Source organism: Streptomyces decoyicus, assembly GCF_019880305.1.
Taxonomy (GTDB): Bacteria; Actinomycetota; Actinomycetes; order Streptomycetales; family Streptomycetaceae; genus Streptomyces; species Streptomyces decoyicus.
In genome coordinates, this window is sequence record NZ_CP082301.1 from 1,301,954 (window position 1) to 1,315,139 (window position 13,186).

The following is a 13,186-nucleotide window of genomic DNA, read 5'->3' on the forward strand; positions in this document are numbered from 1 at the left end:
AAAGATTCCCGGGGCCCGGTGCGGCCCGATCTGCGGGAGGGTGGGGACATGCCTGTCGACAGTATTGATGTACGGGGCCCGAGGTTCGGGGCGGCGCTGACGGCCGTCGTGCTGGCGGCCGTGCTGATCACCGGGAGCGGTCCCCTGCTGGCCTGCCAGACGCTGGTCTTCGCTCTCGGGGCGCTGGCGGGTGTCCGGCGCTCGCCCTATGCCTGGCTGTTCCAGGTGGCGGTGCGCCCCCGGCTGTCCGCACCGACCGAGTTCGAGGACCCCCGCCCGCCGCGCTTCGCCCAGGGCGTCGGGCTGTTCTTCGCGGTGGTGGGGCTGATCGGCTTCTTCGTCGGGCCGCAGTGGCTGGGGCTCGCGGCGACCGGCTGCGCGCTCGCCGCGGCCTTCCTCAATGCCGTGTTCGGGTACTGCCTGGGGTGCGAGATGTACCTTCTGGTGCGGAGAGCGGCCGGCTGAGGCGGTCTCACGTGACAAGAATCTCGCGGTCCTGGCGGCCCGCGTGCTGGCCGCCACGGCCGACATCGGGCACGATCTCCCGAAAGCCGCAGTTACGACTGCGTAGGTTTCCGCCGGGAGAACCCTCCCGAGGCGTGGAAAAGGGGTCCTCCGGACAATGGCAGAGCTCGTCTATCCGCCGGTGATCGGCGCCGCCCGCACGCTCTTCAAGGCGCTCGATCTGAAATTCGACATCGCCGGGACGGATCACATTCCGCGCCGCGGCGGGGCGGTTCTGGTGAGCAATCACATCGGGTACCTGGACTTCGTCTTCGCCGGGCTGACGGCGCGGCCGGCCAAGCGGCTGGTGCGCTTCATGGCGAAGGAATCGGTCTTCCGGCACAAGGTGTCGGGGCCGCTGATGCGGGCGATGAAGCACATTCCCGTGGACCGCGGCCAGGGGATGCATGCCTACAAGCACGCGCTGACCGCCCTGCGTTCGGGTGAAATCATCGGGGTCTTCCCCGAGGCGACGATCTCCGAGTCCTTCACCCTGAAGACCTTCAAGTCGGGTGCGGCGCGGCTGGCCCAGGAGGCCGGGGTGCCGCTGCTGCCGGTGGCGCTGTGGGGCACCCAGCGACTGTGGACCAAGGGCCACAAGCGCGATCTGGGCCGTAACCACTTCCCCATAACGATCCGGGTGGGCGAGCCGCTGGAGGCCGACCCGGCCGAGCAGGCCGAGAAGATCACCGACCGGCTGCGGTCCCGGGTGCAGGACCTGCTGGAGGCGGCCCAGCGCGCCTACCCCGTACGCCCCAAGGGCCCCGAGGACACCTGGTGGATCCCGGCCCACCTCGGCGGCACCGCGCCCGCCGCGCCCGGGACCGTCGGCTGACGGAACCGGAGACCGGAGGCGCGCCGCCGCCCTGGCGGCGGCGCGCCTCCGACGGCTGATCCGGCGGCCCCGCTCACGGGGTCCAGATGTCGCCGATCTCGATACGGGCGTCGGGGCAGGCCGTGTGCAGCGCCTCGGCCAGTTCGGCGCCCGCGGCCGTCAGCTCGTCGAGCGTCATGGGCGCCATCCGCTCCAGCAGGAACAGGGCGCTGACCGAGTCCTCGGTGAGGCGGGTGCGTACGCCCTGGCGCCAGTTCCAGCGGCGGCAGGTGACGCCCTCGTCGTCACACCAGACCACTTCGCCCGCGTCGGGGTGCTCGATGACCTCGGCGCCGCCGGCCGCGGTCACGAACGGCTCGTCGCCGGTGGCCCGTACGAGCCGCATACCGCCCTGAATACGGTCCAGGTCCTCGCCGCCCACGGGAATGAGGTGGGCGACGCTGATGGCGTTGTAGAGATCGACGAGGCGGTTGATGCGCGGCAGACCGCCGTCCGCGAGCGCTCGCCTGGCCAACGCCTCGGCGGAGTTGCGGGTGCGCGACGGCTTGCTGCCGAACGCCGTGTACGCGGCACGCCAGGCGGCGAGATGCGGGTCGTCCTGCGGGGCACGTCCGTCGAGACGCCCGGCGAGGCGGCGGGTGGCCTCGTCCAGGAACGCCGCGCCGGCCTCGTCGCTGGGGCCGTTGGTCAGACCGTGGGCTTCGACGGCGAGGTAGCCGAAGCCGGGCGCCAGGGCGCGCACCTCGTCGCAGACATGCAGCTGACGGGTCGGACCGGAGACGTGCAAGGAGCTGGGCATCGGGGGCGTTCCTCAGAGGTCGGTGGGGAGCGTCTGCCAGAGGTGAGGCCGGTCGACGGCCTCCCGCAGGCATTGCAGCACGACCGGATGCGGTTCAGCAAACAGCACCGGAAGGTCCAGTTCATTGCACTCAGGGCGCACAGGGAAGGCAAGCTGCTCACGGTCGAGGCGGAACTGCGCGTCGACGCCGGGCTTGTTGCCCCGCGGATCCTGCCGCGCCCAGCGTTCCTCGCCGGGCAGCTTGACCGCCACCAGGCCGTGGATGACCTCGAGCTTCTGGTAGCACAGACCGGCCGGGATGCCCTCCGCGCGCAGCAGGGCCACGAGCGCATGCGCCTTGGCGTAGCAGATGCCGGTGCGCTGCGCGAGGACGTCCGAGGCGCGCCAGGTGACTCGCGGATCACCGGCGTCCTGACTGTGCGGGATGGTGTCGCGGACGAATTCGAAGGCGGCCTTGGCGTATGCATATGCATCGGCGGCGTCGAAGGAGAGGGTGGCCGCGGTGGCCCGGACGCGCGGATGCTCGTGATCGATGACCTCGTCGGCGGCCAAGTAGGCAGAGATATTCGGGTTGTTCTGGATCAGCTCCATGGCCGGGGAGCGTAGCGATGCGCCCGGCCGAGAGTCAATTACTTTTCGGCCGAGCGCATAGCTATGCAGATAGAACCGCCGTGTCGCAGAGAGGCCCCTAGCGACTGATCTCCTCGCGGAGTGCGGCGAGGAAGCCGTCGACGTCCTCCTCGGCGGTGTCGAACGCACACATCCAGCGCACCACACCGGCCGGCTCGTCCCAGAAGTAGAAGCGGTAGCGCTTCTGGAGCCGCTCGCTGACGTCGTGCGGAAGGCGGGCGAACACGCCGTTGGCCTGCACGGGGTAGAGGATCTCCACCCCGTCGATCTCCCGCACCCCGGCCGCCAGCCGCTGCGCCATGGTGTTGGCGTGCCGGGCGTTGCGCAGCCACAGGTCCTTGGCGAGCAGTGCCTCCAACTGGACGGAGACAAAGCGCATCTTGGAGGCCAGCTGCATGGACATCTTGCGCAGATGCTTCATCGCGCGCACCCGGTCGGGGTTGAGCACGACCACGGCCTCGCCGAAGACCGCACCGTTCTTCGTGCCGCCGTAGGAGAGGATGTCGACGCCCACGGCGTTGGTGAAGGCCCGCATCGGGACATCGAGCGTCGCCGCGGCGTTGGCTATCCGCGAGCCGTCGAGATGCACCACCATGTTGCGCTCATGGGCGTGTTCGCAGATCGCCCGGATCTCGTCGGGCGTGTAGACCGTGCCGAGCTCCGTGCTCTGGGTGATCGAGACGACCTGTGGCATGGCACGGTGCTCGTCGTCCCAGCCGTACGCCTGGCGGTCGATCAGCTCAGGGGTGAGCTTGCCGTCCTCGGTGGGTACGGTCAGCAGCTTGAGCCCGCCGACCCGCTCGGGCGCACCGCACTCGTCGACATGGATGTGCGCGGACTCGGCGGCGATCACCGCGCCCCAGCGGTCCGTCACGGCCTGGAGGGCGACGACGTTGGCGCCGGTGCCGTTGAACACCGGGAACGCCTCCGCGCGCTGCCCGAAGTGGCTGCGGAAGACGCGCTGGAGATGCTCGGTGTAGTCGTCCTCGCCGTAGGCGACCTGATGGCCGCCGTTGGCGAGGGCGATCGCGGCGAGCACCTCCGGATGGGCGCCCGCGTAGTTGTCGCTGGCGAAGCCGCGTATCTCGGGGTCGTGGTGCTGCCGGGCGTCGGTCTTCGCTCCGGTCACGGCTCGGGGGTCAGCCACAGACGCTGTCCATTCACTTCCTGGGCGGGCCGGCTCCAGACCCCGGCGATGGCCTCGGCCAGCTCCGTGACATCCGTGAAGCCCGCGAACTTGGCGTTCGGTCGCTCGGCGCGCATCTGGTCGTTGACGAGCGCCTTCACGATCAGGATGGCAGCCGCGGCGCGCGGTCCCTGCTCACCCCCCGACTTGCGGAAACCGTCCGCCATGGCGAGTGTCCAGGCCTCGGCGGCGGCCTTGGAGGCGGCATAGGCCGCGTTGCCCCCGGTGGGCTTGCCGGCGCCGGCCGCGCTGGTGAGCAGGAAGCGGCCGTTGCCACTGCGTTCGAGCGCTTCGTGGAAGGCGAGCGAGGTGTGCTGGACGGTGCGGATCAGCAGCTTGTGCAGCATGTCCCAGTCCGCCAGGTCGGTCTCCGCGAAGGTCGAGGAGCCGCGCCAGCCGCCGACGAGGTGCACCAGGCCGTCGATCCGGCCGAATTCCTTCTCCGTGCGAGCAGCCCATTCACGGGTCTGGTCGAGGTCGAGGAGGTCGACGGTGTCCCCTATCACCGTGGCGCCGCCATGGGCGTAGCGCGCCGCGTCCACGGCCTCAGCCAGCCGCTCGGGGTTGGAGTCCGAGCCGACCACCACCGCCCCCGCTTCGGCCAGTCGCAGCAGGGTCGCGCGGCCCGCCGGTCCGGCCGCTCCCGCCACCGCGATGACCGCGCCCTCCAGCGGCCCCTGGCCGCCCGTCGAAGTAACCATCTTCGTCGCCTCCTCGTCCTGCTCCTGGACGGCCGTCGGCCGGGTGTTCCGGTCGGTCCTCATGCCGCCGCCAATGCGTCGCTGTGGGCCGTGATGCCCTGGGTAGAGGCGATCACAGCACGCAGCTTCTTGGCGAGCGCCTCGTAGAACATGCTCAGCGGGAACTCGTCGGGGAGCACGTCGTCCACGAGTTTGCGCGGCGGCTGGTCGAGGTCGAGGGCATCGGGGCCCTTGGCCCAGACCGAGCCCGGGTGCGGTGCGAGGTAGGTCGATACGAGGTCGTACGCGGCGAACCAGTGGACCAGCTTGGGCCGGTCGATGCCGTCGCGGTAGAGCTTTTCGATCTCGCCGCACAGCTGGTTGGTGACCTTGGGCGCCCGCTCCCAGTCGATGTGCAGTGTGTTGTCCGTCCAGCGTACGACGTCGTGCTTGTGCAGGTACGCGAAGAGCAGCTGTCCGCCCAGGCCGTCGTAGTTGCGGACCCGGTCGCCGGTGACGGGGAACCGGAACATCCGGTCGAAGATCACTGCGAACTGCACGTCACGGGCCTGGGAGTACCCCTCGGCCTCCAGCTTCACGGCCTCCTTGAAGGCGGTGAGGTCGCAGCGCAGCTCCTCCAGGCCGTACATCCAGAACGGCTGGCGCTGCTTGATCATGAACGGGTCGAACGGCAGGTCACCGTGGCTGTGGGTGCGGTCGTGCACCATGTCCCACAGGACGAACGCCTCCTGGCAGCGCGCCTGGTCGTCGAGCATCTCGCGGACGTCCTCGGGGAGTTCGACGCCGAGGGTCTCGATGGCGGCCTCGCTGACCCGGCGGAAGCGGGCTGCCTCGCGGTCGCAGAAGATGCCGCCCCAGCTGAACCGCTCGGGGGCCTCGCGCACGGCGATGGTCTCCGGGAAGAGCACGGCGGAGTGGGTGTCGTAGCCGGCCGTGAAGTCCTCGAAGGTGATGCCGCAGAAGAGGGCGTTGTCGTAGCGGGTGCGCTCCAGGTCGGCGAGCCAGTCCGGCCAGACCATCCGCAGGACGACGGCCTCGAAGTTGCGGTTCGGGTTGCCGTTCTGGGTGTACATGGGGAACAGCACGAGGTGCTGGAGGCCGTCGGCGCGCTGCTGGGCGGGCTGGAAGGCGAGGAGCGAGTCCAGGAAGTCCGGCACGCCGAAGCCGCTGTCGGCCCAGCGGCGCAGGTCGGCGACGAGCGCCTGGTGGTAGGCGGCGTTGTGCGGCAGCAGCGGGGCGAGCTCCTCGACGGCCGACGCCATCCGGTCGGCCTCCGCGCGGACGGCGTCGGCGGTGGGCGCGCCCGCCGCCTCCAGGTCTATGGAGCCGTCCTTGGACTGCCAGGGGCGGAGGGTCTCGACCGCGCCCTTGAGTACGGACCACGCCGGGTGCTGGACCACACTCTCTGCGGTCGCGGTGGCCCCCCGGACACCCACAGGCGAAAGAATTTCCGTCATGACTGCCCTCCGGCGGTAGATCGTGTTGTCAGAACACGGTAACCAGCCGAGGATCGCCCGCTCAAGTGCGCCAGGTGAAAATTATTCTGTCGACACCCCGCGCTTACGCAGGTTTTTCCTGCCGGTGATGGCTTGGGCGAGACTTCCTGCCAGCATTGCCAAGGGTTTCGGCAGTTCCTCCGGTGCTGCGCCAACAGGGAAACCTCCTGGCCGTGTGGCATATGCCATACGGCCGGCGAGAGGCCGGCGCCCGGACCGTCCCCGGCATCGGCAGCGACCCCGGCGTGGTCACCGGCGCACCGTCAGCGCCGCGGGGACTCGCCCACGCGAGGGTGAGGCGGTCTGAAGCCGGATATGGCGGGTACCCGTACTGGACACACCTCGGTCCCGTCCGGTAGCCCGTTTTCCGCCGGTCGGTCCCGTTAGGCTGTGCGCCATTTCGTAGCGCCGTTGCCGACAGCCGACGGTCGACACGGAGACGAGCCGACACCAGCACCGAGCCGACAGAAGCGAGGCAGCCTTGTCCTTTCTCACCATCGGACACCGCGGGATCATGGGCGTGGAGCCGGAGAACACCCTGCGGTCCTTCGTGCGCGCCGAGCACGAAGGCCTCGATGTCATCGAACTGGATCTGCATCTGAGCAAGGACGGCGCGCTCGTGGTGATGCACGACGCGGACGTGGACCGGACCACCGACGGTGCCGGGCCGATCGTGGAGCGCACCCTCGCCGAGCTCCGCGAACTCGATGCCGGCCAGGGCGAGCGGATCCCCGTCTTCGAGGAGGTCGTGGACGCGGTCAAGGCACCGCTCCAGGCCGAGATCAAGGACGTGGCGGCCGCGCAGGCGCTGGCGGAGGTGATGCGGTCGCGCGATCTGGTCGGCCGGGTCGATGTGATCTCCTTCCACGACGAGGCGCTGGCCGCGATCCGGACCCTGCTGCCCGGCGTACGCACCGCGCTGGTCGGCAGCCGTTACGGCGCCGATGTCGTCGACCGGGCACAGGCCGTCGGCGCGACGATGCTCTCGCTGAACATCCGCCGGCTCACCCTGGAACTGGTCGAGCGCGCGCATGCCGCGCATCTGAAGGTCGTGGGCTGGACGGTCAACACCCACGATCAGCTCCGCCTCGCCCGCGGGCTCGGCCTGGACGGTGTGGTGACCGACCAGCCGGAGATCCGCCGGGCGGTCCGCTTCACGGCGTGAGGCGCCGCTTTCACGGCGTCAGGCGGCACCCGACGAGATGAGCGGTGGGGCGCGCCGAGCCCCCGGCCCCGCCCCACAACCGGGAAACGTGCAGTTCACAGCGGCGCAATCCGCTTCCACCATCCGGACGTTTTCCCCGATGATCTCGACAGATGGCCTCGCGCACTGCCAATCTCCCGCCATGCGCCTCGCCAACCGCCCTCTCCGCCTTGCCGCTTGCGCCACCGTCGCGCTGCTCGCCGCGGCCGTCGGCTGTGCCCCGCAGGACGAGTCACCCGGCGGCCCACGGGCTGCCGGGCCGGGCCAACAGAGCTGTGCCCGCGGCAAGCTGGCCACCGTGGCCGACGGCAAGCTCACGGTCGGCACCGACAAGCCCGCCTACGCACCCTGGTTCCATGACGACGACCCGGCCGGCGGCAAGGGCTTCGAATCGGCCGTCGCCTACGCGGTCGCCCGCCAACTGGGCTACGACAAGGGCGCGGTGAGCTGGCAGACCGTGCCGTTCAACAACGCCTTCGCGCCCGGCGAGAAGAAGTTCGACTTCGACATCAACCAGATCTCCATCAGCCCGGAACGCAAACGGGCCGTCGCCTTCTCCTCCGGCTACTACGACGTACGCCAGGCGGTCGTCGCGCTCAAGGGCTCCAAGGCCGCGGGCGCCAGGAGCATCACCGACCTGAGGCACCTCAAGCTCGGCGCGCAGGTCGGCAGCACCAGCCTGGACGTGGTCAACGACACCGTCCGGCCGGCGCAGTCTCCCGCCGTCTTCCAGAAGAACGACCTCGCCAAGTCCGCGCTGAAGAACGGCCAGGTCGACGCGATCCTCACCGATCTGCCGACGGCCTTCTACATCACCTCGGCGGAGGTGAAGGACGCCGAGGTGGTCGGACAGTTCGCGGCCACCGGCGGCGACGGGGAACAATTCGGTCTGGTCCTGGACAAGGAGAGCCGGATCACCGGGTGTGTGACGGCCGCGGTGGACGCGCTGCGCAAGAACGGCACCCTCGCCGCGCTGGAGAAGAAGTGGCTGACCGACGCCGTGTCCGTCCCGGTGCTCAAGTGACGTACGGAGAAGGTGTGTTGAAGACCCAGGTGGCGCGGGACGGGGCCGACGGCGGCTATGTGCCCTCGCCCCGGCGGATCGAACGGGAGCGCTTCAAGCGGGCCAGGGCCCGGCGCGCCACCGCCGTCGCCGCGCTGAGCACCCTGGTCACCGCCGTCGTCCTCTACCTCGTCGTCACCGGCTCCCCCGGCTGGCCGCGTACCCGGGAGACGTTCTTCAGTGCCGAATACGCCCGTAAGGCGCTGCCGAAGGTGCTGGAGGGGCTGCTGCTGAATCTGCGGCTGCTGGTGGTGTGCGGGGCGGCGGTGCTGGTGCTCGGGCTGCTGCTGGCGGTGGCCCGGACCCTGCGGGGCCCGGTCTTCTTCCCGCTGCGCGCCCTGGCCACCGCGTACACCGACTTCTTCCGCGGACTGCCGCTGATCATCTGTCTGCTGATGGTGGTCTTCGGGGTGCCGGCCCTGCGGCTTCAGGGCGTGACCACCGATCCCGTGCTGCTCGGCGGCGCCGCGCTGGTGCTGACGTATGCGGCGTACGTCGCCGAGGTCTTCCGGGCGGGCATCGAATCGGTGCACCCCTCACAGCGGGCAGCGGCCCGGTCGCTGGGGCTCTCCAGCGGACAGACGCTGCGCTTCGTGGTGCTGCCGCAGGCGGTACGGCGGGTGGTACCGCCGCTGCTGAACGATCTGGTCTCGCTCCAGAAGGACACCGGGCTGGTGTCCATCGCGGGTGCGGTGGACGCGGTCTACGCGGCGCAGATCATCGCCGGCAAGGACTTCAACTTCACGCCGTACGTCGTGGCCGGGCTCGTCTTCGTGGCGCTGACGATCCCCATGACGCGGTGCACGGACTGGGTCACGGCCCGCATGGACCGCAGGCGCGCCCAGGGAGGACTCGTATGAGCACGACGGACGACACCGCGCGACCGGCCGACGAGACCGTCGGGAAGGCGGCGCCCGGCGACGGCCCGGTGCTGCGGCTGGAGTCCGTGCGCAAGACGTACGGACGCGGCACGGTCGTCCTGCGGGATGTGGATCTGGCGGTCCCGCCGCACACCGTGACCACCTTGATCGGCGCCTCCGGGTCGGGCAAGTCCACGCTGCTGCGCTGCGCGAACCTGCTGGAGGAGATCGACGACGGCGCGATCTTCCTGGACGGCGCGGAGATCACCGATCCGCGGGCCGACGTGGACGCGGTGCGCCGCCGGATCGGGGTGGTCTTCCAGGCCTACAACCTCTTCCCGCACATGACCGTGCTGGACAACATCACGCTGGCGCCCCGCCGGGTGCACGGGGTACCGCGCGCCGAGGCCGAGGCACGGGCCCGCGAGCTGCTGGAGCGGCTCGGGCTCGGCGGGCGGGCCGGGGAGTATCCCGACCGGCTCAGCGGCGGCCAGCAGCAGCGGGTCGCGATCGTCCGCGCGCTGGCCGGGCGGCCCCGGCTGCTGCTGCTCGACGAGATCACCGCGGCGCTCGACCCGGAGCTGGTCGGCGAGGTGCTCGGCGTGGTCCGCGACCTCAAGGAGGACGGCATGACCATGGTCATCGCCACCCATGAGATGGGCTTCGCGCGGGAGGTCGCCGACCAGGTGTGCTTCCTGGACGGCGGGGTGGTGCTGGAGCGCGGCACGCCCGAGCAGGTCTTCGGCGATCCGCAGCACGACCGTACGCGGCAGTTCCTCCAGCGGATCATCCAGGCGGGACGGCTGTGAGCGCCGGCCGGGCCCATCCGTGGGCCCGGCCGCCGAACCCCCGTCCGCCGGCCCAGGGGGTGTCTCCCTAGCCGAGCGGCTTCACCAGCAGCTCGAACTCCAGGTCGGCGCGCTGTGGAATGCCGAACCGCTCATCGCCGTACGGGAACGGGGTGAGCTGCCCGGTACGCCGGTAGCCACGGCGCTCGTACCAGGCGATCAGCTCAGAGCGCTGCCGGATGACCGTCATCCGCATCTCGCGGGCGCCCCAGATCTCCTGGGCGGTCCGCTCGGCCTCCGCGATGATCACCTTGCCCAGGCCGCCGCCCTGGAGCTCCGGACGGACCGCGAACATGCCGAAGTACGCATGGTCCCCGCGGTGTTCGAGCTGGCAGCAGGCGATCAGCGCGCCCTCCCGCTCGGCGACCAGCAGCCGGCCGCTCTCGCCCCGCACCACGGCGGCGACGCCCTCGGGATCAGTGCGCTGTCCCTCCAGCAGGTCCGCCTCCGTCGTCCAGCCGGCCCGGCTCGCGTCCCCGCGGTAGGCCGACTCGATGAGTTCGACGAGCCCGGGGACGTCGGTGTCGTGGGCGGTACGGAAGGTCAGCTCGCTGGTGGGCATGGTGCGCGGGGTCCTCTCGGTGCCGGACGAAGGGCTGAAAGGAGGCTAACAAGCGGTATGGGCGTCGTGTCAGGGCCTTTCGGCACGGCATTCCGGCCCGGCCTTCCGGCGGCGCGGAGCCGGCCGCGTAGGGTCCTGCCATGGTGCACGTACTGAGCAGCAGGGTGCTGTTGCGGCCGTCCGACCCCGAGCGGTCGCGGGCGTTCTACGGCAAGGCGCTGGGTCTGGAGATCTACCGGGAATTCGGTACGGGACCCGAGCGCGGCACGGTCTACTTCCTCGGCGGCGGCTTCCTGGAAGTCTCCGGCCGGGCCACCTCGCCGGCCACGGAGACCCTCCAGCTGTGGCTCCAGGTGGCGGACGCGGCAGCGGCACACCAGGAGCTGCTGGCACACGGGGTGGAGGTGCTGCGGCCGCCCGTACAGGAGCCGTGGGGGCTCATCGAGATGTGGATCGCCGACCCGGACGGCCACCGGATCGTGCTGACGCAGGTCCCGGCGGACCATCCCCTGCGCTACCGGCCCTGAGGGCCCCTTCGCCCGTACAGCCGCTGCTCCCCTCGGGCGACCGACGGGGACGCCGGTCCGGCGCCTCCGGCGCCCCCGTCACCCACCGGGCCGCGGCACTCGCCCACGGCCGCGTCCGCTGTTCCGGCGTACCGTCCGCGCTCCCCCTCCGTGCGTCCGTGCGCTCCCGTGTGACGGGCACCGGCCGGGCATTCTGCCCCCGATCGGTACGGCAGGCGGTACTCGGGGAGGTGCGGCGTGCACGAACCACCGTTGGTCGGCTGGCTGCTGGTGCTGCTGTGTGCCGCGGCCGGTGTGTACTGCCTCGGCCGGGCGCGTACCGGCCGGGCCGGAGACCGGGAGGATGCCCGCGGTGAGGGGCTGATGGCGCTGGGCATGGCGGCGATGGCGCTGCCCGCGTCCGCCGTGACACCGCCGGCGTGGTCGCCCTGGCTGTTCACCGCGCTCTTCGGGGCGGCCGGCGTCTGGGCGCTGGTACGGCGGCATCTGCATCACGCGGTGGGCACGTTCGCCATGGCGTACATGGCGCTGGCGATGGCCGTGCCGTCGGCGCACATGAACCCGACGGGTGGGGTGGCGGTGGGTGCGGTGGGGCCGACGAGCTCGACGGGTCCGATGAGTCCCACGAGTTCGGTGGGTTCGGTGAGTGCGATGGAGCACGGCGCGCCCGGTGGAGTGCCGCTGCTGACGGGCCTGTTGCTCGCCTACTTCACGGTGTATGTGATCGCCGCCGGGATCCGGCTGGTGCCGGGCGTACGGGCGGCGGAGTCCGTGCCGGAAGGGGCGGGAGCGGAGGCGCCGGGGGACGCCGGGCCGGCCGGGGTGCTGCGGGCCTGCCGGGTGGCGATGGGCATCGGCATGCTGGCGATGCTGCTGACGGTGTGAGCTGCGGCGATGCCGTTGTGTACGGTTTCGCGCCCTCGGCACGCAGGGGCGGCGGTGCACCACTGTGGCGTGGGTGGCATGCGTCACATCCGATGCCGGGCCGTACCAACGAGTAGTGGTGCGCTCATAGGCTGACGCCATGATGGTCCCTCTCGCGCTGATGATTCTCGGCGTGCTGGCCGCGGCAATGGCGCCACGGCTGATGGCCCGTTCCGACTGGCCCGACCGTGAACCGGTGCTCGCCCTGTGGGTGTGGCAGTGCGTGGTGGCCGGTGTCCTGCTGTGCTGTGTGCTCGCGATGTCGCTGAGCGCGGCCGCCACCTGGGAGGCCGTCCGCAGTCCGGTGTTCGGCTTCGCCCCCCGGGTGGTCGTCGAGGCGTATGCGCTCCAGGGATACGGGCCGTGGGCCGGGGTGCTGGCCCTTCTGCTGGCCGGCGGCGGCGCCTGGACGGCCCTCACACTGACCCGCGAGGTACGGGCGGCGCGCGCCCGGCGTCGGCAGCGCCGCGCCGAACTTCTGCTCCGCTCACCGCTGCTGCCCGGCGAGGAGCCCCTCGGGGAGCGCCTGGTCGTCCTGGAGGGCGACCGCCCGGAGGCCTGGTGGCTCCAGCACTCCTCGCCCCAACTGGTCATCACCACCTCGGCGTTGCGACGGCTGAAGGGACGTCAGCTCGATGCGCTGATCGCCCACGAGCAGGGCCACGCGCGGGCCCGGCACGATCTTCTGCTGTACAGCGCCTCGGCGCTGGCCGTCGGCTTTCCGCAGGTCCCGGTCTTCGCCGCGTTCCGCGATCAGGTGCACCGGCTGGTCGAGCTGGCCGCCGACGACGTGGCCTCGCGCCGCTTCGGCCGGCTGACGATCGCCCTGGCACTGGTCGAACTCAACGAGGACCGCGGAGTGTTCGGCCCCTGCCCGTCCCAACTCGCCCAGGTGCCCCAGCGGGTGGACCGGCTGCTGGCCCCCGCCCCCCGCTTCACCCCCGGCCGCCGGCTGCGGATGACGGCGGTGGCGGCGCTGGTACCGGCCGTTCCGTTGCTGGTCACCTTCATTCCGGGGCTGAGGGCACTGACGTAGGGCGCGGCGCC

15 protein-coding genes are annotated in these 13,186 nt (G+C 70.9%); 9 read left to right on the top strand and 6 right to left on the bottom strand.

Annotation, left to right across the window (positions count from 1 at the left end):
* Positions 1-48 precede the first annotated feature (48 nt).
* A complete protein-coding gene (locus K7C20_RS05650; protein ID WP_030080672.1) occupies positions 49-465 on the top strand; it encodes a DUF4395 domain-containing protein in 417 nt (138 codons plus the stop codon).
* Between the two features lie 157 nt (positions 466-622).
* On the top strand, positions 623-1,339 hold the full coding sequence (locus K7C20_RS05655; RefSeq protein ID WP_053210529.1) for a lysophospholipid acyltransferase family protein: 717 nt from the start codon (positions 623-625) through the stop codon (positions 1,337-1,339).
* A gap of 73 nt (positions 1,340-1,412) precedes the next feature.
* Here K7C20_RS05655 and K7C20_RS05660 read toward each other — a convergent pair whose 3' ends face one another.
* The 5 genes from K7C20_RS05660 to K7C20_RS05680 form a co-directional block, all read right to left on the bottom strand.
* Positions 1,413-2,138, bottom strand: a complete 726-nt coding sequence (locus K7C20_RS05660) for a B3/B4 domain-containing protein (protein ID WP_053210528.1) — start codon at positions 2,136-2,138, stop codon at positions 1,413-1,415.
* A gap of 12 nt (positions 2,139-2,150) precedes the next feature.
* The gene (locus K7C20_RS05665) at positions 2,151-2,729 is read right to left on the bottom strand and encodes a transglutaminase-like domain-containing protein (protein ID WP_030080681.1); all 579 of its coding nucleotides are present in this window, start codon (positions 2,727-2,729) and stop codon (positions 2,151-2,153) included.
* Between the two features lie 97 nt (positions 2,730-2,826).
* Complete coding sequence (locus K7C20_RS05670; RefSeq protein ID WP_030080683.1) at positions 2,827-3,897, bottom strand: aminotransferase class I/II-fold pyridoxal phosphate-dependent enzyme; 1,071 nt, start codon at positions 3,895-3,897, stop codon at positions 2,827-2,829.
* Complete coding sequence (locus tag K7C20_RS05675; protein WP_030080685.1) at positions 3,894-4,655, bottom strand: SDR family NAD(P)-dependent oxidoreductase; 762 nt, start codon at positions 4,653-4,655, stop codon at positions 3,894-3,896. The genes K7C20_RS05670 and K7C20_RS05675 overlap by 4 nt, the downstream gene beginning before the upstream one ends.
* Before the next feature lie 59 nt (positions 4,656-4,714).
* Positions 4,715-6,112, bottom strand: a complete 1,398-nt coding sequence (locus K7C20_RS05680; RefSeq protein ID WP_053210526.1) for a DUF6421 family protein — start codon at positions 6,110-6,112, stop codon at positions 4,715-4,717.
* Between the two features lie 520 nt (positions 6,113-6,632).
* Here K7C20_RS05680 and K7C20_RS05685 point away from each other — a divergent pair.
* The 4 genes from K7C20_RS05685 (at position 6,633) to K7C20_RS05700 (ending at position 10,087) form a co-directional block, all read left to right on the top strand.
* Entirely contained in the window at positions 6,633-7,316 is a 684-nt protein-coding gene (locus tag K7C20_RS05685; RefSeq protein WP_030080687.1) for a glycerophosphodiester phosphodiesterase, read from the top strand.
* A gap of 181 nt (positions 7,317-7,497) precedes the next feature.
* The gene (locus K7C20_RS05690; RefSeq protein WP_030080689.1) at positions 7,498-8,379 is read left to right on the top strand and encodes an ABC transporter substrate-binding protein; all 882 of its coding nucleotides are present in this window, start codon (positions 7,498-7,500) and stop codon (positions 8,377-8,379) included.
* A gap of 14 nt (positions 8,380-8,393) precedes the next feature.
* The gene (locus K7C20_RS05695) at positions 8,394-9,278 is read left to right on the top strand and encodes an amino acid ABC transporter permease (RefSeq protein ID WP_030080691.1); all 885 of its coding nucleotides are present in this window, start codon (positions 8,394-8,396) and stop codon (positions 9,276-9,278) included.
* Complete coding sequence (locus K7C20_RS05700; RefSeq protein WP_053210525.1) at positions 9,275-10,087, top strand: amino acid ABC transporter ATP-binding protein; 813 nt, start codon at positions 9,275-9,277, stop codon at positions 10,085-10,087. The genes K7C20_RS05695 and K7C20_RS05700 overlap by 4 nt, the downstream gene beginning before the upstream one ends.
* Before the next feature lie 67 nt (positions 10,088-10,154).
* On the opposite strand, the gene K7C20_RS05705 is transcribed toward K7C20_RS05700, so the two are convergent.
* On the bottom strand, positions 10,155-10,688 hold the full coding sequence (locus K7C20_RS05705; protein WP_030080698.1) for a GNAT family N-acetyltransferase: 534 nt from the start codon (positions 10,686-10,688) through the stop codon (positions 10,155-10,157).
* A 140-nt stretch (positions 10,689-10,828) separates the two neighbouring features.
* Between K7C20_RS05705 and K7C20_RS05710 the strand changes: the two genes are divergently transcribed.
* From K7C20_RS05710 to K7C20_RS05720, 3 genes are all read left to right on the top strand, one after another.
* On the top strand, positions 10,829-11,215 hold the full coding sequence (locus K7C20_RS05710) for a VOC family protein (protein WP_030080701.1): 387 nt from the start codon (positions 10,829-10,831) through the stop codon (positions 11,213-11,215).
* 237 nt (positions 11,216-11,452) lie between these two features.
* Entirely contained in the window at positions 11,453-12,100 is a 648-nt protein-coding gene (locus K7C20_RS05715; protein ID WP_053210524.1) for a DUF5134 domain-containing protein, read from the top strand.
* 139 nt (positions 12,101-12,239) lie between these two features.
* Positions 12,240-13,175 carry a M56 family metallopeptidase gene (locus K7C20_RS05720; RefSeq protein WP_030080707.1) on the top strand — a complete coding sequence of 312 codons (936 nt, stop codon included), beginning with the start codon at positions 12,240-12,242 and terminating at the stop codon, positions 13,173-13,175.
* Positions 13,176-13,186: the final 11 nt, after the last annotated feature.

Coding starts and splice junctions, on each gene's coding strand:
- K7C20_RS05690 (WP_030080689.1), top strand. CDS start 7,498: ATGCGCCTCGCCAACCGCCCTCTCCGCCTTGCCGCTTGCGCCACCGTC.
- K7C20_RS05660 (WP_053210528.1), bottom strand. CDS start 2,138: ATGCCCAGCTCCTTGCACGTCTCCGGTCCGACCCGTCAGCTGCATGTC.
- K7C20_RS05675 (WP_030080685.1), bottom strand. CDS start 4,655: ATGGTTACTTCGACGGGCGGCCAGGGGCCGCTGGAGGGCGCGGTCATC.
- K7C20_RS05705 (WP_030080698.1), bottom strand. CDS start 10,688: ATGCCCACCAGCGAGCTGACCTTCCGTACCGCCCACGACACCGACGTC.
- K7C20_RS05650 (WP_030080672.1), top strand. CDS start 49: ATGCCTGTCGACAGTATTGATGTACGGGGCCCGAGGTTCGGGGCGGCG.
- K7C20_RS05680 (WP_053210526.1), bottom strand. CDS start 6,112: ATGACGGAAATTCTTTCGCCTGTGGGTGTCCGGGGGGCCACCGCGACC.
- K7C20_RS05655 (WP_053210529.1), top strand. CDS start 623: ATGGCAGAGCTCGTCTATCCGCCGGTGATCGGCGCCGCCCGCACGCTC.
- K7C20_RS05700 (WP_053210525.1), top strand. CDS start 9,275: ATGAGCACGACGGACGACACCGCGCGACCGGCCGACGAGACCGTCGGG.
- K7C20_RS05665 (WP_030080681.1), bottom strand. CDS start 2,729: ATGGAGCTGATCCAGAACAACCCGAATATCTCTGCCTACTTGGCCGCC.
- K7C20_RS05710 (WP_030080701.1), top strand. CDS start 10,829: ATGGTGCACGTACTGAGCAGCAGGGTGCTGTTGCGGCCGTCCGACCCC.
- K7C20_RS05720 (WP_030080707.1), top strand. CDS start 12,240: ATGATGGTCCCTCTCGCGCTGATGATTCTCGGCGTGCTGGCCGCGGCA.